General features: G+C 34.3%; 17 protein-coding genes and 1 pseudogene. 15 read left to right on the top strand and 3 right to left on the bottom strand.

The window, feature by feature from the left end; genetic code table 11:
• The first annotated feature begins 51 nt into the window (after window positions 1–51).
• Window positions 52–495: a hypothetical protein gene (locus GM3709_RS01035; RefSeq protein WP_066115431.1), complete on the top strand. Its 444-nt coding sequence runs from the start codon at window positions 52–54 to the stop codon at window positions 493–495.
• A 255-nt stretch (window positions 496–750) separates the two neighbouring features.
• On the opposite strand, the gene GM3709_RS01030 is transcribed toward GM3709_RS01035, so the two are convergent.
• Window positions 751–2,676: an FAD-dependent oxidoreductase gene (locus GM3709_RS01030; protein WP_066115429.1), complete on the bottom strand. Its 1,926-nt coding sequence runs from the start codon at window positions 2,674–2,676 to the stop codon at window positions 751–753.
• 810 nt (window positions 2,677–3,486) lie between these two features.
• Here GM3709_RS01030 and GM3709_RS01025 point away from each other — a divergent pair.
• From GM3709_RS01025 to GM3709_RS01000, 6 genes are all read left to right on the top strand, one after another.
• Window positions 3,487–4,905 carry a form I ribulose bisphosphate carboxylase large subunit gene (locus tag GM3709_RS01025; protein ID WP_066115427.1) on the top strand — a complete coding sequence of 473 codons (1,419 nt, stop codon included), beginning with the start codon at window positions 3,487–3,489 and terminating at the stop codon, window positions 4,903–4,905.
• A 157-nt stretch (window positions 4,906–5,062) separates the two neighbouring features.
• Window positions 5,063–5,476, top strand: a complete 414-nt coding sequence (gene rcbX / locus GM3709_RS01020) for a RuBisCO chaperone RbcX (protein WP_066115425.1) — start codon at window positions 5,063–5,065, stop codon at window positions 5,474–5,476.
• 3 nt (window positions 5,477–5,479) lie between these two features.
• The gene (locus GM3709_RS01015; protein WP_066115423.1) at window positions 5,480–5,815 is read left to right on the top strand and encodes a ribulose bisphosphate carboxylase small subunit; all 336 of its coding nucleotides are present in this window, start codon (window positions 5,480–5,482) and stop codon (window positions 5,813–5,815) included.
• 276 nt (window positions 5,816–6,091) lie between these two features.
• Window positions 6,092–6,928, top strand: a complete 837-nt coding sequence (locus GM3709_RS01010) for a sulfurtransferase (RefSeq protein WP_066115421.1) — start codon at window positions 6,092–6,094, stop codon at window positions 6,926–6,928.
• Between the two features lie 624 nt (window positions 6,929–7,552).
• Entirely contained in the window at window positions 7,553–8,113 is a 561-nt protein-coding gene (locus tag GM3709_RS01005) for an NYN domain-containing protein (protein WP_066121649.1), read from the top strand.
• Window positions 8,114–8,359: 246 nt separating this feature from the next.
• Window positions 8,360–10,057 (top strand): alpha/beta hydrolase, encoded by a 1,698-nt coding sequence (locus GM3709_RS01000; RefSeq protein ID WP_066115419.1) that lies wholly within the window; start codon window positions 8,360–8,362, stop codon window positions 10,055–10,057.
• 211 nt (window positions 10,058–10,268) lie between these two features.
• On the opposite strand, the gene GM3709_RS00995 is transcribed toward GM3709_RS01000, so the two are convergent.
• Entirely contained in the window at window positions 10,269–10,496 is a 228-nt protein-coding gene (locus GM3709_RS00995; protein ID WP_066115418.1) for a ferredoxin-thioredoxin reductase variable chain, read from the bottom strand.
• A 366-nt stretch (window positions 10,497–10,862) separates the two neighbouring features.
• On the opposite strand from GM3709_RS00995, the gene GM3709_RS00990 reads away from it, so the two are divergent.
• The 5 genes from GM3709_RS00990 to GM3709_RS00970 all read left to right on the top strand — a co-directional run bounded on the left by GM3709_RS00990 (window position 10,863) and on the right by GM3709_RS00970 (window position 17,685).
• Window positions 10,863–12,860: a glycoside hydrolase family 10 protein gene (locus GM3709_RS00990; RefSeq protein WP_066115416.1), complete on the top strand. Its 1,998-nt coding sequence runs from the start codon at window positions 10,863–10,865 to the stop codon at window positions 12,858–12,860.
• A gap of 302 nt (window positions 12,861–13,162) precedes the next feature.
• On the top strand, window positions 13,163–14,458 hold the full coding sequence (gene purB / locus GM3709_RS00985; protein ID WP_066121647.1) for an adenylosuccinate lyase: 1,296 nt from the start codon (window positions 13,163–13,165) through the stop codon (window positions 14,456–14,458).
• Window positions 14,459–14,617: 159 nt separating this feature from the next.
• Complete coding sequence (locus tag GM3709_RS00980; protein WP_066115413.1) at window positions 14,618–17,131, top strand: mannose-1-phosphate guanyltransferase; 2,514 nt, start codon at window positions 14,618–14,620, stop codon at window positions 17,129–17,131.
• 54 nt (window positions 17,132–17,185) lie between these two features.
• On the top strand, window positions 17,186–17,449 hold the full coding sequence (locus GM3709_RS00975) for a type II toxin-antitoxin system Phd/YefM family antitoxin (protein WP_066115411.1): 264 nt from the start codon (window positions 17,186–17,188) through the stop codon (window positions 17,447–17,449).
• Entirely contained in the window at window positions 17,446–17,685 is a 240-nt protein-coding gene (locus tag GM3709_RS00970) for a Txe/YoeB family addiction module toxin (RefSeq protein ID WP_231937595.1), read from the top strand. Before GM3709_RS00975 ends, GM3709_RS00970 begins: the two co-directional genes overlap by 4 nt.
• Window positions 17,686–17,780: 95 nt before the next feature.
• Here GM3709_RS00970 and GM3709_RS00965 read toward each other — a convergent pair whose 3' ends face one another.
• Complete coding sequence (locus GM3709_RS00965; RefSeq protein ID WP_066121645.1) at window positions 17,781–18,896, bottom strand: murein transglycosylase A; 1,116 nt, start codon at window positions 18,894–18,896, stop codon at window positions 17,781–17,783.
• A 150-nt stretch (window positions 18,897–19,046) separates the two neighbouring features.
• Here GM3709_RS00965 and GM3709_RS00960 point away from each other — a divergent pair.
• The 3 genes and pseudogenes from GM3709_RS00960 (at window position 19,047) to GM3709_RS00950 (ending at window position 21,300) form a co-directional block, all read left to right on the top strand.
• Window positions 19,047–19,902, top strand: a pseudogene (locus GM3709_RS00960) (NAD(P)-dependent oxidoreductase).
• A gap of 159 nt (window positions 19,903–20,061) precedes the next feature.
• Entirely contained in the window at window positions 20,062–20,766 is a 705-nt protein-coding gene (locus GM3709_RS00955; protein WP_173645692.1) for a carbonic anhydrase, read from the top strand.
• A gap of 159 nt (window positions 20,767–20,925) precedes the next feature.
• Entirely contained in the window at window positions 20,926–21,300 is a 375-nt protein-coding gene (locus GM3709_RS00950) for a hypothetical protein (protein ID WP_066115409.1), read from the top strand.
• Window positions 21,301–21,387: the final 87 nt, after the last annotated feature.

The raw sequence follows: 21,387 nt of genomic DNA, 5'->3' as shown, positions 1-21,387 counted from the left end.
GCTCGATCGTGAGATAGATTAGTGGTTAAGTTTTCTAATTTTAGGTGAAGGATGGATAATTGGCAAAATAAATTATTTGAATGGTTAAATAATGCACAACAGGAATTAGAGTCATTTTCGGCTCAAATTAACCAAGATTTGCAAAAAAATACCGAAGACTGGGAAAAAACTTTTAATGAAATTACAGAAGAAGTTGAAGATATTTTTACTTCGGAATTTAATCAAATTCTAATTGATGTGGATCATTTAATGGGGAATTTTTTGAGTTTTTTTTTCGATGAAGAATATTTACAACAACACGATCGAAATTTAGATATTGACGAAGATTTAGGGTTTTTATTTGAGGATTATAAACTAAAACCCCATCCAGAAAAACATCCTGCCTGTGTAGGATGTGTGAATTATCATGGACAAACTTATAATGGTAACTTACTTGTATGTGCTATGCACCCTTATGGTTGGGATGATGAAACTTGCCCTGATTGGAAAGAATAAAAGTTAATTAGGGGTTGCTGAAAAAGTTTTTTGGTAGGGGGTAGGTATTAGGTATTAGATAAAATAATGAAAAATCTAGGTTTTGAGACTTTTTTTATATACAAAACAGACAAACTTGTTTGAAAGAAAATAAGGTTAAAAATGCTGAATTTTTCTTAAAAAATTGCTAAAACTGTTTACTTTTTGTTGATCTAATATGCCTAAACCCTTGATTTTAGAATCTTATGACTCCCAACACCAAACCCTCATTATTGATTAAATGCTGAATAAACCGGAAGGATTTACCGAAAGTAAGTCACGTCTGTGTAATCCTTCTCGGTAAAGTATTGCATTTGCCGATAATAATCCACTACTAACCGCTCTTTCCATCAACCCACAGGGAAAAGGCATCTTCACCCAATCCCCCGCAAACATTAAATTTTGTATATCTGTTTCAGTTTGTGGACGCATTTTGAAGCTATTAGGAGGATAACCAGAAAAATTCTTTTGATTTACTAATTGTTGATGTAAAATTCGGGCGTTAGTTAATTCTGGAACAATTTCGTATAATTCCTTTTGAAAAGTGGCTAAAATAGCCTCTTGGGTAGGAAATTCTTTTTCCTTATAGCAGTAGGCGTGTAATTCTACCACACTTCCTCCTGTTTTTTGCGCCCATTGTTTATATTCTCTTTGAATGCGGTGATAAAGGGTTATACTATCGGTTAATTTGTAACCTGAAAGAGAGGCAAAATTGCTGTACTGCCAATCAAAATCTTTATCTAGCCAAAAACGAGCCACTGCAAAGGGATCAGCTAATGGTAAACTTGTTACTTGAGATTTAGTCTGTTGACAAGTTTCTCCTTCTCCTTCTATTAAGTTAAACAAGTGTTTTAAGCCGTTAACATCTGTTGCCATTACAAAATAATCAGCTTCAATCTTCTCTGGTTGATGGGTAGTTTTTGGCGTATTAGCAACTAATTTCACTCTATTATCTTCTTTTACAACTACTTTGTAAGTATTAAGATTTCTTTGTGCAGGAGGGTTGACAACTTTCCCATCTCGATCGTAAACTGCCCCATGACAAGGACATAAAAATTGACCATTTTCTTGTTTATTAACAGTACATCCTTGATGAGTACAACTGAGGGAAAAAGCCTTATCCGTATCCTTCGCTAAAGCAAATAGAGCATCTCCGGCACCATAATAGTCGTAGTTGTTATCTTGTAAAAGAGGGTTAATATCTACCCAAAAGGGTACGTTACTAATATTATCACCCTGATAAAACTCGATCGAACTTATTTTATCTCCCTCACACTGAATTTTACTAATATTAGCTTCCGTGATAATTTTACCCCCATTCTTGAGGATGTTTTCAGCAATGGGATTAACTAAACTTGTACCCATATCATCGATCGTACCATTAAAAGCCAAACCTTCAGGATTGCCAAAAAAATAAAAATGGAAAAATTGCATTAATTCACCAGTACTAAGCACATCAGGGGCATTAAGGGAAGACTTAGCAAAGGGAAGGAAGTATAAATCAAACAAACCTTGAGGAATACCTTTTGCTGCCCAATCCGTAACAGAAATATTATCTAAGGTATAGTAACTGTCAGGGATTTTAAAGCTCGTAATAGCGTGAAAAACTCGCCAATGTTCGGGATTCGCTAGATTTATTCCCCAATGGAGAGAATTTTGAGAAGATATAGCTAAATCCACTATATTCCAAGGAAAAGACGAATGACTAGGGAGAAAATTTTCAGGTTTATACTTATCTCCTTTAAACACGACTGAATAGTAATCTAGGGATTGAAAGTTATCTTTAATATTAATCTCGTTAACAATGCTTTTGAGATTATAATATTGAGGGAAAAAACCATGAAAACCATGTTCCATCTTAAAGGTATCATCTCCCACTTGAATATCCCAACTAGCTATTTTACCGCCTAACTGAGGGGATTTTTCTAATAGTGTTACTTCAAAACCTCGATTACTCAACTCATAAGCAGAAGCTAAACCTGCTAATCCACCGCCAATGACTACTACTTTTTTGGGTTTACTCAGTTGACGAGGTAAAGTTAAAGTATCCCATTGATGAATCGTGGGTTGCGGTTTAACAAGTCTTGAATAACCAAGAATACCGAGAATACCAGTGACAGTAAATAGTTTTAAAAGATTGCGACGGGAGATAACACTATTCATGAAATACTTTTTTGAATTATTCTTTAACAAATTAACATTACTTTACATAATATAGCAATCCTATATGAGTCGTGAGGAATAATTATGTTTAATTAGCAATTAGTTATCAGCTATTGTAAAGTTAAATTTGTCTCAGTTCGATGCAAAATGTATGGGGAATAACAAGGTATTAGGTATTAGTTGTTAGGTATTGGGTAAATAATTGATGAAAAACTGTTAACAATGGATTTTACTTAGATTAATTTCATTAAATAATTCAATCAGATTTGGTATTTTTAGAACCTAAACCCTAAAACCTACCTACATCAAGGATTTTTTCTCGAACTCAGGTAAATTTTTGGTCAACATTAGTAATTGACTACTTATTCTTTCATGGAAAAAAGGCTAACAGCTAAAAACTAACAGCTAATCACTAAATGTTAATCATATTATGGCAACGGCTATAACTCCTAACTCCTAATTATTGATAATGATAAGTTTTTCAAATAAGTATAATAACCTAGAAAATGTCCTTGTTTTCTAAATGTAAAGGAATATGTATTTAATAACAGTTTAGTTCTATGAAAAAAAATGAAGCAAGTTATCATAACCTTAAAAAAACAGCTAAGTCAAGCAAATAAAGATTAGTTAACCTAATAAAAATTAGAAAAAATAATAATCGTAAATCAGAAAAAAATCGATCGAAAAAATGATCCCCTTCGTGATAAGATTGGAACTCGAAAAGTAAAAGGCTTAAAACGAACTTCCAGTTATAGAAGTTGTTAAATATAAAGCTATAAAGAAAATTTATATATTTGGAGGAAACGACAAATGGTACAAGCTGGATCCAAAGGTGGATTTAAAGCTGGTGTACAGGATTATCGCCTAACCTATTACACCCCTGACTACACCCCTAAAGATACTGATTTATTAGCCTGTTTCAGAATGACTCCCCAACCAGGAGTTCCCCCTGAAGAGTGTGCGGCAGCAGTAGCGGCTGAGTCTTCTACTGGTACTTGGACTACTGTATGGACTGATGGTTTAACTGACTTAGATCGTTATAAAGGTCGTTGTTACAACGTTGAGCCCGTACCCGGTGAAGATAACCAATATTTCGTATTCGTTGCTTATCCTTTAGATTTATTTGAAGAAGGTTCCATCACCAACGTTTTAACTTCTTTAGTTGGTAACGTATTCGGTTTTAAAGCTCTCCGTGCATTACGTTTAGAAGATATTCGTTTCCCCGTTGCTTTAATCAAAACCTATCAAGGTCCTCCTCACGGTATTACCGTTGAGCGTGACTTGTTAAACAAATACGGTCGTCCTCTCTTAGGTTGTACCATCAAACCCAAATTAGGTTTATCTGCTAAAAACTATGGTCGTGCAGTTTATGAGTGTCTTCGTGGTGGATTAGACTTCACAAAAGATGACGAAAACATCAACTCTCAGCCTTTCATGCGTTGGCGCGATCGTTTCTTATTCGTTCAAGAAGCTATCTCCAAAGCACAAGCTGAAACCAATGAAATGAAAGGTCACTACCTCAACGTTACTGCTGGTACTTGTGAAGAAATGATGAAACGTGCTGAATTCGCTAAAGAAATCGGTACTCCTATCATTATGCACGATTTCTTTACTGGTGGTTTCACTGCTAACACTTCCCTCGCAAGATGGTGTCGTGACAACGGTTTATTACTCCACATTCACCGAGCAATGCACGCAGTAGTCGATCGTCAAAAAAATCACGGTATTCACTTCAGAGTTTTAGCTAAATGTCTCCGTCTCTCTGGTGGTGATCATTTACACTCTGGTACTGTTGTTGGTAAATTAGAAGGCGATCGCGCTGTAACATTAGGTTTCGTTGACTTAATGCGTGAAGATTATGTTGAAGAAGATCGTTCTCGTGGTGTATTCTTTACCCAAGATTACGCTTCTTTACCCGGTGTAATGCCTGTTGCTTCTGGTGGTATCCACGTTTGGCATATGCCCGCATTAGTTGAAATCTTCGGTGATGATTCTTGTTTACAGTTCGGTGGTGGTACTTTAGGACATCCTTGGGGTAACGCACCTGGTGCAACTGCTAACCGTGTAGCTTTAGAAGCCTGTGTTCAAGCCCGTAACGAAGGTCGTTCTTTAGCCCGTGAAGGTAACGATGTTCTCCGTGAGGCTTGTCGTTGGAGTCCTGAGTTAGCGGCCGCTTGTGAACTCTGGAAAGAAATCAAGTTCGAGTTTGATACCGTTGACACTCTCTAAGTTTCAAGTTGTGATCAGTCATCAGGGACTCAGAAAATAAGTGTAAATAGTCATTGATGAACAAAAATTCTTAAGATAAAGAGAATAATAAAATCATTTAGGCAATTTTACTTATTAAAAAAATCTGATAACTGAAAACTGATACTAACTTAAATTTATGACTTATAAACAAGTCGTTAAAGATACGGCAAAGGTTCTGCAAAGTTATCTCACTTATCAAGCGGTAAGAATTATTATTAATCAACTCACGGAAACTAATCCAGGACAAGCGATTTGGCTTAGTGAATACAGCGATCGAAAAAAAATCCAGGATAGTGACAATTACATCAATGATTTGATGAAAGAAAATAAGGAGTTAGTTTTAAGAATTCTTACGGTAAGACAAGATTTAGCGGAGCAAATTGTGGAATTTTTACCCGAAATGGTGAAAACAAATATCGAGCAATCGAATATGGAACATCGTCGTCATCTTTTAGAGCGTTTAACTCAAACTCAATCTTCTTCATTAATGTCATCTTCTGTAGATGAACCAAAATTAGAATCTAATCAATCAGAAAACAAGGAAGAATAAAAAATGCAAACTTTAGGAAAAGAGCGCCGTTACGAGACGTTATCTTATTTGCCCCCTTTAACCGATCAACAAATCGTTAAACAAGTTCAGTACTTATTAGATCAAGGATTTATTCCTGCGATCGAATTTGAAAAAGATCCTTTACCTACTGATCACCACTGGACTTTATGGAAACTACCTTTATTTAATGCTTACTCTCCCCAAGAAGTATTAAACGAAGTGCGTGAATGTAAAGCACAATATTCTGACTCTTATATCAGAGTTATTGCTTTTGACAACCTCAGACAGTGTCAAACTGTTAGTTTCATCGTTCACAAACCTAACGCAAGTCGTTTCTAGGATTAATCATTAAATTTCAAATTAATAATAGGGTGGACTTAATTGTCTGCTCTATTTTTTTTAGATGAGAAAAATTGACTAAACCTCAGTGAACGATAAAAAGCATCTATTATTATTTGTAGTTTATATAACTTTGTATATAGTCATTCCAGAAGGGGAGTTAGACTGTTAAAATCGATTAGTATTATATCTATTAGTTCGGCTATAACGCTAAACTGATAACTATATTTTTATTTATTCTATATCTAAATTTTTATTTAACTTTTATTACAAACAATGAGTCAAACTCGGACGATCGTCTCGGCACAATGGCTCAAAGATAATCTCGATAATCCTAATGTCAAAATTATTGATTGTCGTTTTCGTCTTTCCGATTCTCAATGGGGTTATCACCAATATATTCAAAGCCATATTCAAAACTCTTACTATTTACACTTAAATCAAGATCTTTCGAGTCCTGTTGAACTTTACGGTGGTCGTCATCCTTTGCCCGATAGCGAAGTTTTAGGGGATAAATTTGCCCAAATGGGAATTATTCACAATGAAACTACGATCGTGGCTTATGATGATTCTCGTTTTGCTTTTGCTTCCCGTTTATGGTGGTTATTAAAATATCTCGGTCACGATCGAGTTTTTCTTCTTGATGGTGGTTGGCAAGAGTGGACTAACTTAAATTATCCCGTCAGCGATCAAATTCCTGACCCTGTTTCTTTGGGATCTTTTATATCACAACCTCGATTAGATTGGGTAGTTGATATTAATTATGTTCGTCAATGTCAATCTTTCTCCGAAACTATCATTATTGACGCGCGATCTTCCGATCGTTATTCAGGAAAATTTGAGCCGATCGACCCCATAGCCGGTAGTATTCCCGGTGCTAAAAATGTTTTTTGGCAAGATATTACCACAGAACAAGGCTTCCTCAAAACAAAGGAAGAATTAGAAAGTATCTGGAGTCCCTATAAACACGATCAAGAAATCATCGTTTATTGTGGTTCTGGAGTGACTGCTTGTGTGGATATATTTGCTTTAAAAACTATCGAGATTGATCAGTGTAAATTATATGTCGGGGGGTGGAGTGATTGGTGTTCCTACCCAGAAAATTTTAAATAATTATTATAGTTAAATAAAAAATTAATAGTTTGATCTAGCAATCAATTTTATATTGAGATAGCAAATCTAAATTATTTATATAAATCTTCATTTTCTCCTCTGTGTAAAGAATAGAGAGTAATAATGAAGTTTCCTTTAGATAATTTATTTAGAATTACTATAGCTTCTTTATTAATGGAGGCATTAAATTAAAACGATCATAATTTTTTAGAATTTGGTATTAACTAAAATTTTAAAACGGTATATTTTATTACTAATTTATTGTATTTTTTGTAGTGAAAACTAAATATTTCTATTTTTATACTTACTATTGTTTAACTAAATTTTTAGACATAGGTATAAAATATAATCATAGCTATATTTATAAAAAACTTATCTTATTTCTTTATTTTATATTATTAAATTAATGTTATTTATATGCAAAATTTTGACCTTAATAATGGCAACATAAGCCTAGCAAAAAATTATTTAGAAATAAAATCAGAACTAAATAATCAAGGTAATTTTCAAGGAGAAAATAATTCTAATAATGATGTTAATCCAAAGCCTCAATTAATTCCTCGTCCTGAATATAATCCTGAATATCAACTTAATTCAACTACTATTATTAACTCAACTACAGAAATAAATAATCATAATAATAATCATCATTATCATGCTAATAATAATCATCGATTAAGAGATAGAATTTCAATATTTGTTGATGGAAATAATATGTTTTATGCTCAACAAAAAAATGGTTGGTTTTTCGATCCTCGAAAAGTAATTGATTATTTTTCAGAAGAATCAGGATTTATGTTAATTAATGCTTTTTGGTACACTGGTTTAAAAGATTCTCAAGATCAAAGAGGTTTCAGGGATGCTTTAATTAGTCTTGGCTATACTGTACGCACTAAAATCCTCAAGGAATATTACGATGATAGCTCGGGACGATTTTCTCAGAAAGCAAATTTGGATATTGAAATTGTGGTAGATATGTTTAATACAGTAGATCAATACGATCGAGTGGTTTTATTTAGCGGTGATGGAGATTTTGAAAGAGCGATTGAACTGCTAAGATCAAAAAATACTCATATTACAGTAGTTTCTACTGATGGTATGATTGCCAGAGAATTACGCAACGCTACCGATCGATATATTGACCTCAACGAAATACGAGGTTGTATCGAAAAACGAGATTATTAGTCAATTTCCTGTGAGTTGAAGAATAAACTTGAAGGAAAGATAAGTTGACGAGTGGACAAAGAAATTAATTTTTAAGATCTTAATGTCTCAAAATAAAATTTATCTACTAATTAAGGAAAATTTGACAATTAACAATTAATTAAAAATCAAATTTTTTAATCCAGAAATTCCGAATAATAATACTATATATTTATGGGATACAAAACCATACTTCAAATAATAAAAATAAATGTTTCCTAAATTTTTATGAGCTTTTTCGATCGATATTTTAGTCGTAAACTCACCGCTATAACTTTAAGTATTCTTAGTTTAGGGGTTTTAGACATAAAAAAAGTCTATTCTGCGGATAACATTTTCTTTGTTTACAGTCCTTTAATTGCCACTTTAAGAATTGATTCTTTAGAAGAATTTGCCACTAATGGTACTGTTAACCAAAATTTAGCTTTTTATCTCAATTTAGCAAGAGTTAATGAAGAACAAAAAGTCTTATTTCGGAAAGCCTTAACCACTCCCGTAAAAGTTGATCATGTTTTGATCTCTCGTCTTTTAAATACTGATGAAGGAGAAAGATTACTTAACTATTTTGGTTCTGTCGTTAACATTCCTGGAGGGCGTAATGGCAGATATATTCTTCGAGGTGCACTTATTAAGGCAGCCATGGAAGAAAATGGTTTAAGTTTAATAAATGTACTTCGCAATCTCTCCGTTGATGTAAAAGTAAATATTCGTCAAGCATTAAAATATGTTGCTCAAGTTAATTTAGTAATTGAAGGGAGTGATTTTTTTGCGACTGAAATTGCTAATTTAGCGTTAATCGAAGCGGAATCGAATCCAACCGTTGATTTTAATAAGCTCAAGGATATTAGACAATCTGGTGATTTTTCAGTAACAAATACTAGGTTAAATTTATTTGATCAAAAAAGGAATCGACGGTTTTATGTAGAACTATATCAACCCGAACAATTAACTCCGAATAATCCTGTTATCGTATTTTCTCACGGTTTAAGCTCTCGTCCTGAAGATTTTGCCTCGATCGCAAATCATCTAGCATCCTATGGTTATGTCGTAGCAATACCTCAACACCCCGGAAGTGATATTCAACAAACAAAGAATTTCATTGCGGGATTTTCTCGTCAAATATTTATTCTTGAAGAATTTATCGATCGACCTTTAGATGTTACATTTCTTCTGGATGAATTAACCCGTTTAAATGTCAGTCAATTTGGAGGAAAATTAAACCTTGATAGTGTGGGAGTTGGTGGCCATTCCTTTGGTGGTTATACTGCTTTAGCAGTAGGAGGTGCAAAAATTGACTTTGATAATCTTGAAAATAGTTGCAAATTAGCTTTCGGAAATCTAAATAATGCACTGTTATTACAATGTCGTGCCTTAAGATTACCAAGAAAAGATTATGATTTTCGAGATCCTAGAGTTAAAGCCGTTTTTACCGCTAATCCAGTAAACGGGGCCATTTTTGGAGTAAATGGGCTAAATCAAGTGAAAATACCCACGTTTTTCGGGGCTGGAAGCTATGATCCAGCGACTCCCTTTGCTTTTGAACAAGCCCGAACATTTCCTTTCCTAAACAGTCAAAATACTTACTTACAACTACAAGAAGGTCAAGCCCATGTTGACTTTTCCCAGTTAGATGTTGGTATAACAGATTTAGTGGAAACGGTCAGTAATTTAACTTTACCCTCACCTTACTTACTAGAAGAATATACTAACTCAATGGCATTATCATTTTTTAAAGTCCATTTAGATAATGATGAAAACTATCGAGTCTATCTCCAATCAGCCTATGGAAAACATTTAAGCGAGGGACAAGAATTTAAAACCTATATTGTCACCCATAAATCCGTACCACCTCTTAAACAAAAATATCAAGAATTTTTACAACGTAATTATGACTTAATTTTTGGTCAGCAACTCTTGAGAAATTAAAAAATACTTTATGTACCAATTAATAATTGATAATTGATCCATTCAGGGTTTAAAGTCTCCCTCCCTTTTAAAAAGGGAAAAAAGATAAAAGTTTAACCTTTGAAAATTCAATCAAGAGCAAATTCTAGTCAGAGGTGATTGTCAATTGTACATTGCTCATTGTTAAACCGTCTTTTTATTCCAGAAAATACTTTTACTTTTTTAACCTTTGCTAATTATCATCCACAGCAATTTCATCTTCTCGAAAATGAACTTTAAATTTTTTAGTGAATTTCACAAGGTAAGGAAAATTAGCACTTACTGGTCTTCCTTGCCATTCTGTTACAATTTCTATTAATTCTCCTTCCATTCCTTTTATATCAAGGGCTTCTTTCTTATGTTCAGGATGATGATATACCAATACAGATTCTTTTACTTTAATACGATCGCCTACTTTCATAGTTGAAATTTCAATAATAAATTTGAATAAACAGAGGATATATGCCAAAAGGCAACTTTATTATTTTTGCATACCTCGTCATCTATGCAAACTTTACCGTAAGAAAGTTAACAATGTCACTAGATCCCAAAATAATCATTAGTGATTAGCCCTGATTAACAAATAACAGGAAATCCCCATCTTTTGAGCAGAGGATGAGTTAATAAACAATTAAGTATAGCCTTGACCATAATATAATTGACATTTTAAGTTGTATATCTGTAATATCAAAAACTATAAAAATCATATTGGTCATATATTGGTATGATTTTAAAGATTATTTAATATTTCTTATAAATTAATTCAGCAGTCAGTATATATATTGTTATGATTAAGTTTCAAAAATTCAATTTGAGTAATAATTGGCAGAAATTGTTACTTTTAATCAGCATTTTTTCTTCTTCTCCCGTTTTTGCTCAAAATATTCCTTCTACAACTAATTCTGACTCTATATCTTCTCAATCTACAAATATTCAAGCCTCACGTCCTTTAAATAAAGTTTCTAAACAAGAAATTGATCAAATGGTTCGAGAATTAGAAGATTTGATTTATAGAGTAGAAAGCACTTTAATTACGGCAGAAGCGAAACAAAATAAATATAATGCACCCATGACTTCGATCGCCGATTATGTATTAAAAAATCCTCCCAAATCTAACTCTCGTACAAAAGAAAATAAAATTGATATTCGATACAGTAATAATTTAGCGAATCAAGCCATCGCCAATGCCAAACAAATAGCCCAAGATTTTCCTACTTTAGCTTTACAAGATTATGAACAAGCCCGTCAAGTATGGTTAGAAGCCCGTCGCAACTTATGGGATAACTACCCTGTCGATCGACATCTTGCCCAACCAGAAGTAAGAGCAATATGGTTAGATCGGGGTACGATCGTCAAAGCAAAATCAAAAGAAGACTTAAAACCATTATTCGATCGTATAGCAGAATCAGGAATTAATACGGTATTTTTTGAAACCGTCAATGCTAGTTATCCCATTTATCCTAGCAGAGTAGCCCCAGAACAAAACCCCATGACAAGAGGATGGGATCCCCTTCAAGCGTCGATCGAATTAGCCCACGAAAGGGGGATAGAATTACACGCTTGGGCATGGATTTTTGCAGCAGCCAATCAAGGACATAATCGTATTTTAGGACTGCCAGAAAATTATTTAGGCCCCGTTTTATCCCGTAATCCAAGTTGGGTATTAAAAGATCAAAAAGGAGACGTCTTTAACCGCACCCCCGGATTTAAAAAAGCCTTTTTTGATCCCGCCAATCCTCAAGCAAGACGTTACATCATGACATTATTAGAAGAAATCGCCACCAAATATGATGTGGACGGGATTCAACTAGACTATATTCGCTATCCTTTTCAAGATGGCATTACAAAACAACAATTTGGTTACACAGATGTAAGTCGAGCATTATTTAAAGAAAGCTATGGTATTGATCCAAAAAACATAACTCGTTCATCTCCTGCATGGAGTCAATGGACTGGTTTTCGTATTAAGCAGATTAGTAGTTTTGTCGAGGAAGCATCCCAAAACTTAAAACAAAAACGTCCTGATTTAGTGATCTCTACTGCCGTATTTCCAATGGAACGCAAGGAACGTTTATCGACTTTACAACAACACTGGGAGGACTGGATTTATAGTGAATGGGTTGATATGATGGTACTTATGACCTATGCTTTACACACAGGTACTCTCGAAGAAAGAACTCAAGGAGTTTATGAATTTTCCATGAAAAATCCTAGCTTTATTATTCCGGGTATTCGTTTATTAAATGTTCCTAACTCCGAAGCATTTGATCAATTACAGTCTATTCGCAATATGCCTTCTGGTGGTTTTGCCCTATTTGCCGCCGAAAATTTTAATAGTGGTTTACAAGCTATGTTTAAACACACTCAAGGCATTCCCACAGAGACAAAAGAACCATTACCTCATCGTCAACCTTTTCAAAGTGCTTTAGTTCGTTATCGTGCCTTACAAAAAGAATGGAATTTTATGTTGATGAATCATCAAATTTCGATCGATCCTCGTTCTCTAAAAGAATGGGCTCAACAAGCAGATAAACTTGGCGATCGTTTTAAACAATTAGCAGAAAATCCGACACAGAGTAACTTAACAACTACACAAAAAGAATTATCTTCCTTAAATATGAAATTATCTAAATACTTATCTCAACATAAACAAGAACAACCTTTACAAGTACAAACATGGCAAAATCGTTTAATTACTTTAGACAACCTCTTACAATATGGAGAAAGAACTATTATTGCTAATCGATCATCCAAACAGATAGTAAATAAGCTAAAATTTATGTAGTTCACTGTCGGTAAAAATAAGACAAAGAGACAAGAAGACAGGTGGACAAGGAGAAAGAGTTATTTATTTATCATTAAATTATATGCAAGTTAAATGCGTCTTAGCTTAATAAGTAAAGTTTTTATGGACAAAAAACTGGCTGAATTTCCTATTCCTTACTTTCACCCATAATTTTATAATTCTCCCTCAGTGATTAAAGGGGTTCGATTATGCAGCGCCACTTTGTGATCATTAAACGGCGCTGAGGGATCGAGTTTTGAGGTAAAATATAACAGTTGTATTTGCAAAAAAATAAAATTTCAGTGATTGAACGTTATACCTTGCCCGAAATGGGCGGAATTTGGACAGACGAATATCGTTTAAAAACATGGTTACAAGTTGAAATTGCCGTGTGCGAAGCCCAAGCAGAAGTGGGCAATATTCCTAAAGAAGCCGTAGAAGAAATTAAGGCTAAAGCTAATTTTGATGTTCAACGAGTTTTAGAAATTGAGGCAGAAGTTCGCCACGATGTTATTGCCTTTTTGACTAATGTTAATGAATATGTGGGAGACGCAGGAAGATATATTCATCTAGGGATGACTAGCTCAGATATGCTTGATACGGCTTTAGCATTGCAAATGGTGGCTAGCCTAAATCTAATTTTAGAGTGTGTAGAAGAAACAATCCAAGCCATTCGTTATCAAGCACAGCAACACCGTTATACTGTCATGGTAGGTCGATCTCATGGTATTCATGCTGAACCTATTACCTTCGGTTTTAAACTTGCTGGTTGGTTAGCAGAAATGCGTCGTAATCGAGACAGACTTATAAAATTACGTCAAGATATAGCTGTTGGTAAAATTTCTGGGGCGGTTGGTACCTATGCAAATATTGATCCTCGTATTGAATCGATCGCCTGTAATCTTTTAGGTTTAGAACCAGATACTGCCTCTACTCAAGTTATCTCAAGAGACAGACACGCTGAATTTGTACAACAAATAGCCTTAGTTGCCGCTTCATTAGAAAGATTTTCTGTAGAAATTCGGAATTTACAACGAACAGACGTGCTAGAAGTTGAGGAGTATTTCTCCAAAGGACAAAAAGGATCATCCGCAATGCCCCACAAACGGAATCCAATCCGTAGCGAACGTATAACGGGCATGGCTCGTATTATTCGGGGAAATGCGATCGCTGCCTTAGAAAACGTTGCTTTATGGCATGAAAGAGATATTTCCCATAGTTCTGTCGAAAGAGTCATTTTACCAGATAGTTGTATTTTGATTCACTTTATGCTTAAGGAAACTACTAATTTAATTCAAAACTTGTTAGTATATCCCGATAACATGGCCAGAAATATGAATATTTATGGTGGAGTTATTTTTAGTCAAAAAGTTTTATTAGCGTTAGTATCGAAGGGAATGAGTCGAGAAGACGCTTATAGAGTGGTACAGAGTTGTGCCCACCAAGCATGGAATACGAAAGAGGGTAATTTTCGTCATTTAATTGAGAATAATATTGAAATTACCCAATTATTATCAGATTCTGAGATTAATTCTTGTTTCAATCCTCAAGAACACTTAAAGAATCTTGATACAATTTATCAAAGATTAGGTATTTAATAAAAAATGGATAATGGACAATGTACAATGAACAGTGAACACCAGTTGTTATCAATGTCAGCATTGCTTAATGGATCTGAATATAAGTCATTCAATAGTATTGTAGTTACGTCGTTATTTGAATAGTTATTTTCTGTTAATTGTTAAAAGGAGGACTTTATGCGTGCTGTTTTAATGGCTGGTGGTTCGGGGACTAGATTACGTCCTTTAACTTGTGATTTGCCTAAACCAATGGTACCAGTCTTAAACAGACCCATTGCTGAACATATTGTTAATTTATTAAAACGATGTGGTATTAAAGAAATAATAACAACTCTTCACTATTTGCCAGACGTACTGCGTGATTATTTTCATGATGGCAGTGACTTTGGCGTAAATATGAAATACGCTGTGGAAGAAGAACAACCTCTTGGTACAGCAGGTTGTGTAAAAAATATACAACAAATGTTAGATGATACTTTTCTAGTTATTAGTGGGGATAGTATCACAGATTTTGACCTACAAGCTGCGATCGCATTTCATCGAGAAAAAGGTTCAAAAGCAACTTTAATTTTAACGAAAGTACCAAATCCTATTGAGTTTGGTGTGGTGATTACAGATAGTGAGGGAAAAATACAGAGATTTTTAGAAAAACCCTCTACCAGTGAAATTTTCTCAGATACAGTTAACACAGGGACTTATATTCTTGAACCGGAAGTATTAAATTATCTACCTCCTCAAGAAGAATCGGATTTTTCCCAAGATTTATTTCCCTTGTTACTGGAAATGAACGAGCCTATATACGGTTATATTGCTGATGGTTATTGGTGCGATGTGGGACATTTGGAAGCCTACCGAGAAGCTCATTATGATGCGTTAGATCGTAAAGTACATCTTGATTATGCTTATCAAGAAACTCAATCAAATATTTGGATTGGGGAAAACACTTATATTGATCCTAGTGCCATCGTAGAAAGTCCTTGTTTAATAGGTCATAATTGCCGTATTGGTGCTAGAGCAAAAATTCGCAGTGGTACAATTATTGGGGATAATGTCACTGTAGCCGATGATGCAGAACTCGATCGACCGATTATTTGGAATGGAGTTATCGTTGGAGAAGAAGCTTCTCTCTGTGGTTGTGTAATTGCTAGAGGAACCAGGATCGATCGACGATCGCAAATTTTGGAAGGAGCAGTAATTGGTCAACTATGCAATATTGGAGAAGAAGCTCAAATTAATACAGAAGTTAGAGTTTGGCCGAGTAAAAGAATTGAATCTGGTGCGATTCTTAACATCAATCTGATTTGGGGTAATATTGCTCATCGTAACTTATTTGGACAACGAGGGGTTACGGGATTAGCGAATATAGATATAACTCCTGAATTTGCAGTGAAATTGGGTGCCGCTTATGGTTCAACTCTTAAGTCTGGTAGCTGTGTCGTGGTTTCCAGAGATCAGCGTAGTGTTTCTCGTATGGTGAGTCGTTCTTTAATGGCAGGGTTAATGTCTGTGGGTATTGACATTCAAAACCTTGAATCAACGGCTATTCCTATTTCTCGCACTATGACACCCCATTTGGGAGTAGCAGGAGGAGTTCATGTTAGGTTACACCCCGATCGACATGACTATATCTTGATCGAATTTTTTGATACCAATGGTATTAATATCTCGAAAGCCAAAGAGAAGAAAATCGAGGGAGCTTATTTTAAAGAAGATTTAAGAAGGGTACAGGCTATGGATATTGGTGATATGTCTTATCCTTCTCAAGTGTTAGAAACCTATAGAGATACCTTTGAGACTCAATTAAATTTAGAAGCAATTCGTAACAGCAACACAAAAATTGTCATCGATTATGTTTATTCCGTATCTGGGGCGATTTTACCGCAATTATTAGCAAAATTTGGCTGTGATGCCGTAGTTTTAAATGCTAGTTTGCGTCAAAGGGCAATTTCTACCGCCGAAAGAGAAAATCTCTTATTTCAATTAGGTCATGTAGTTGAAGCATTAAAAGCTAACTTTGGAGTACAGGTATCTGCCAATGGGGAATTATTAGTGTTAGTGGATGAATCTGGCATTCAAATTCGAGGAGAAGAATTAACTGCCCTCATGGTAAACACCATTTTAACTGCACATCCACGAGGTACGATCGTTGTTCCTGTAAATACGTCCTCGGCGGTGGAACAAATTGCTCGTCGTCATGACGGTAAGGTAATTCGCACTAAAGCTAATCCTACGGCTATTATGGAAGCTACTCAACATAATCCTAATGTGGTTTTAGGCGGTAGTGGTGATATGGGCTTTATTTTCCCGCAACTTCACCCCGGCTTTGATGCTATGTTTACGATCGCAAAACTTATTGAAATGCTTACAGTCCAAGAACGATCGTTAACACAAGTTAGAACAGATTTACCTCTTGTTTGCCATAAATCTCACTCTTTGAGATGCCCTTGGAAGGTAAAAGGTTCATTAATGCGTTATTTAGTAGAAACAGAATCTCCAGAAAATCTTGAACTCATAGACGGAGTAAAAATACGACAACGCCATACAGATAATTGGGTATTAATTTTACCGGATGCAGGAGAGCCTTTAATACATATTTATACCAATAGTGATAGCAGAGAATGGGCAGAACAAAACTTACAGATTTATCGTGCCAGAGTACAAGAATTTATTATGACACAGCAATCAATTTGATAAAATTAATTGTGCCTAAGTAGGGTTTGCTGAATAAATAAAAAAAGTTGGACAATGCAAACAATCCATTATGATCATTTTCAAGAAAACTTAACCGTTGTTATTGATGAAATTAGCGAAAAACATCAACCAATCCGTCTCGAATTATCTGATTCCGTAAGAGCGATCGTACTTTCAGAAGAAGATTATAATAGCATGGTAGAAACCTTATATTTATTGAGTAATCCGGTTAATGCAGAAAAATTATTACAGGCTGTCAATCGAACTCCTGATTCTGCTACTTCATGGCAACAAGTCAAAGATGAATTAATAGGATGAAAAATATTTTACTTGATATACAAGCCATTGAAGATTTGAAATGGTGGATTCATCAAGATAAACGAATTGCTTTAAAAATTATGGAGTTAATCGAAACACTTCCTGATAATCCTTTCAGTGGTAAAGGAAAATCTGAAATGTTACGTTTTAATCTATCAGGTTTTTGGTCACGTCGTCTTACTCAAGAGCATCGTTTAGTGTATGAAGTAAAAGACAATTATATCAGAATAAGTTAGTTGTCGTTATCATTATCGAAAATAGTAACTTTAATAGGAATACAACAGTTATAATCTAAACTTATGGTCTTGTTGAGTGTCGTAACCTTAAATTATCATTTTAATAACAAATAATATAAGTCTCCTGTCCAATCTACAAGTCCGGCTTTGGTTTTAGCAATATCTCCAGTACCAAAAAAGATGTCCACTCTACCGGCACCTTTAATAGCACTGCCTGTATCTTGATCTAACACATAACGGCTAACGGTGGGAGAAATAAGTTGTTTGTCGTTATTGACTTGAGGAATGCGAGTATAAATTAAAGCTAGCGCTCCCGGAGGCATGATAGATTTGTCTGTAGCGATCGACCTTTCATCAGTTACTGGTACATTTAAACTACCCTTTGCTGGTTGTCCTCCTGTTTCCTGAAAAAAGATAAAGCGATTATTACGAGGTAAATAGATGTCTAACTCATCAGGGTTGTTTTCCAGATATGTCATTAAACGGGGAAGACTCATTTCTTCGGCGGGGATTTTGCCGTCTTGGATTAACTCTTTACCTAAGCTAATGTAAGGATAATCTGTTGCACCATTATAGCCGATGGTCATAATTTTACCATCTGTTAATTGTAATTGTGCCGAACCTTGAACCTGTACAAGATAGGCTTGAAGTCGATCGCTCAACCAAACTAACTCATTACCCTGTAAAATACTATTGTTACCTAATCCGTCTTCGCCCTCAATATCTTTTCTTGTAGGGTGAGGATTTTGCCAAGAATCAAAGTTACTCGGTTTTACATAAAGAGGATAGCGGTAAATATCAGTTTTTTGACGACTAGCCTTGTAAACGGGCTGAAAATAACCAGTAAAAGACACTGTACCCTGATTATCATAACCGATCGATCGATAAAACCGAAATTCTTTTTCTACGACTTTTTGCAATTGTTGCGCATTGGTAGAATTAACTAATAACTGACGAAAACGTCTTAAAGAAGCTATCACCCGTTCACGGCTAAACTCAGCCATTGTATAATTTTCATAAACAATTTTTGCCTTATCGGTATTAAGATAACTTAAACTATGATCGATCGCTCTAATTAATGCTTGTTTATCCTTAGTAAATAACTGTTCATCTACTACTTTTATTGGTAAACTTTCGATAAGTTTTAATGGTACAGATTGGGCTAATAAAGGATTATTTAAAAATAAGTTTAATCCAATATTTAGCAACATAAAATTAAGTATATTTTTGTTGTGTATAATAATTTTTAGAGATAAAATATTAATAAATTGATTAAAACAAAGACAATAATGATTTTTTACTTGATTTAAAAACATAATGAAAAGATAAAAAATTTTAGATAAAATTTAAAAAATAAAACTATGAATAGAATAGCTATTTTTGGCATGGGATTAATGGGGACACCCATGACATTAAAGTTAGCACAAGGGAATATTCCCGTGATAGCCTACAATCGCACTCCTGTAAAATTAGAGCCTTTAAAAGAGGTAAATGTTCCTGTTACTACCAATATACAAGAAGCGATCGAGTTTGGAGATTGTTTGATATTGATGTTAGCCGATTTTAATGGTATTCAAGAAGTGATTTTCAATTCTGGTGTGGATTTGACTGGAAAAACCATTATTCAAATGGGTACAATTGCACCTAATGAGAGTAAAAAAGTATTATTTGAAGTTGAAATGAGAGGGGGGAGAATATTTAGAAGCACCCGTATTAGGAAGCATTCCTGAAGCAAAAACGGGAGAATTGTTAGTGATGGTAGGTGCAACAGTTGAACAATTTATCCAGTGGGAATCGTTGCTGAAAAATTATAGTCCCAATCCTATTCTAATAGGAGAAGTGGGAAAAGCATCGGCGTTGAAATTAGCCTTAAATCAGATGATAGCGGGGTTAACGGCAACTTTTGCCCTCAGTTTGACTTTTTTACAACAGGAAGGGGTAAGTATTGAGACTTTTATGGATATTTTACGCAGTAGTGCTTTATATGCCCCAACTTTTGATAAAAAATTGTCACGGATGCTCGATCGTAATTATGATAATCCTAATTTTCCCATAAAACATCTTGAAAAAGATATTAATTTGTTCTTGACATCTGCTCAAAATTTAGGATTGAATACAGAAAGTTTAGAAGGTATAAACTCGATCGTGTCTTTAGTTATCAAAAAAGGATTTGCTAATAGTGATTATTCTGCTTTGATAGAAGCGATGAAAAAATAGAATTGAGAATGAAAAAAGAAATGAATATTATTAGAAAACTTCTGAAACTATTAAATTTTGTTTTTTGCTTTCTACACAAAACTTCATCTTATCAATACAAAATTTGACGTAAAATTATTATGTTTGTTTTAGGTCACATTTACTTCAACTTTAAAAATCATGAAAAAAATTGATTTTTCCCGTAGAAATTTACTACAACTTGGCGCATTAAGTTTAGTTTCAGGTAGTTTTATTACAACCATGAATAAGGCAATTTCTCAAGAAGTTGTCTCCCAAAATGAGATACAATCTGAGTTAACTCCAGATAAGGCATTAGAACTTTTATTAGAAGGAAACGATCGTTTTATTAACAATAAAGTTAGCAATAATAACCGTTCTTTAAGCCGAGTTCAACAAGTAGCTGTGGGACAAAATCCTTTTGGTATTTTACTTAGTTGTGCCGATTCGAGAGTACCTGTAGAAATACTTTTCGATCGAGGATTTGGAGATTTATTTGTTGTTAGAAATGCAGGAAATATTGCTACTTCTGAAGAAGTAGGAAGTATCGAATTTGGTTCATTAGTTTTAGGTGCTAAAGTAATTTTAGTACTAGGTCATGGTAATTGTGGAGCAGTAAAAGCAGCCCTAGAAGGAAATCCAGTTCCAGACAACATTCAATCAATTTTAGACGTGATTAAACCAGCGTTTAATGATTTAACCCCAGAGCAAAAAAAAGATATACCCACAGCTATTAAAGCGAATGTAAAATTACAGATAGAAACCCTTAAAAAATCTTCAGTTATTACTAAGTTAATAGAAGAAAATAAACTAAAAATAGTTGGTGGCTACTATGATTTGAATACAGGAAAAGTTAGTTTGATATAGAGAAGATTTTTTCCCAAAATCTAGTAATTCATGTAGTTTTTTTGCTTTTTTATTTATACTTAAACCGATATTTTGCCTTAAAGAGTTGACATTTTTAAGAATTATTGCATAACATGGGCAACTAAGAGTCGAATATTCATATCTGAACAAAATTAAGTAATGAAAACTAATCAAATTTTCAAATTCTGTTTATTATCTGCCCCCATTGTATTAACATCTTTGTTCTTTAGTGTTTGGCAATCTCAACGGGTAGAAGCATCAGAGACTCAAACTATTAATCTCAATGTCATTAGCCCAAATCTAAGTAAAGTTATTACTCCTTCCAATTTAGAACAAAACCAATACGGGGATTTTATGCTGAATTTTACCAATGAAGAAAGCGATGCCTCGATCGAGATGTTTGGTTGCGATTGTATTACTTCTCTTAACAAGTTAAAAAGATTAAGAGGTTTAACCGTTGGTGTTCACGGGGAATTACTAACAGATAATGTTCTTATGGCCACTTGTCCTCATCAACAACTCTTAGGAACTTAGATTTAAGAGATTAATTGTTATCCAGTAAAGATTAACACTATTTCTATTTCTATTAATTGTTGACAGCTACACTCATCAATAAATTTC

This window comes from Geminocystis sp. NIES-3709 (genome assembly GCF_001548115.1).
Lineage (GTDB): Bacteria > Cyanobacteriota > Cyanobacteriia > Cyanobacteriales > Cyanobacteriaceae > Geminocystis.
This window is presented reverse-complemented; position numbering and strand designations above follow the sequence as displayed.

Coding starts and splice junctions, on each gene's coding strand:
- GM3709_RS00955 (WP_173645692.1), top strand. CDS start 20,062: ATGAAAAAAATTGATTTTTCCCGTAGAAATTTACTACAACTTGGCGCA.
- GM3709_RS00975 (WP_066115411.1), top strand. CDS start 17,186: ATGCAAACAATCCATTATGATCATTTTCAAGAAAACTTAACCGTTGTT.
- GM3709_RS00980 (WP_066115413.1), top strand. CDS start 14,618: ATGCGTGCTGTTTTAATGGCTGGTGGTTCGGGGACTAGATTACGTCCT.
- GM3709_RS01035 (WP_066115431.1), top strand. CDS start 52: ATGGATAATTGGCAAAATAAATTATTTGAATGGTTAAATAATGCACAA.
- GM3709_RS00995 (WP_066115418.1), bottom strand. CDS start 10,496: ATGAAAGTAGGCGATCGTATTAAAGTAAAAGAATCTGTATTGGTATAT.
- rcbX (WP_066115425.1), top strand. CDS start 5,063: ATGACTTATAAACAAGTCGTTAAAGATACGGCAAAGGTTCTGCAAAGT.
- GM3709_RS00970 (WP_231937595.1), top strand. CDS start 17,446: ATGAAAAATATTTTACTTGATATACAAGCCATTGAAGATTTGAAATGG.
- GM3709_RS01015 (WP_066115423.1), top strand. CDS start 5,480: ATGCAAACTTTAGGAAAAGAGCGCCGTTACGAGACGTTATCTTATTTG.
- GM3709_RS01025 (WP_066115427.1), top strand. CDS start 3,487: ATGGTACAAGCTGGATCCAAAGGTGGATTTAAAGCTGGTGTACAGGAT.
- GM3709_RS01030 (WP_066115429.1), bottom strand. CDS start 2,676: ATGAATAGTGTTATCTCCCGTCGCAATCTTTTAAAACTATTTACTGTC.
- GM3709_RS01010 (WP_066115421.1), top strand. CDS start 6,092: ATGAGTCAAACTCGGACGATCGTCTCGGCACAATGGCTCAAAGATAAT.
- GM3709_RS00950 (WP_066115409.1), top strand. CDS start 20,926: ATGAAAACTAATCAAATTTTCAAATTCTGTTTATTATCTGCCCCCATT.
- GM3709_RS00965 (WP_066121645.1), bottom strand. CDS start 18,896: ATGTTGCTAAATATTGGATTAAACTTATTTTTAAATAATCCTTTATTA.
- GM3709_RS01000 (WP_066115419.1), top strand. CDS start 8,360: ATGAGCTTTTTCGATCGATATTTTAGTCGTAAACTCACCGCTATAACT.
- GM3709_RS00990 (WP_066115416.1), top strand. CDS start 10,863: ATGATTAAGTTTCAAAAATTCAATTTGAGTAATAATTGGCAGAAATTG.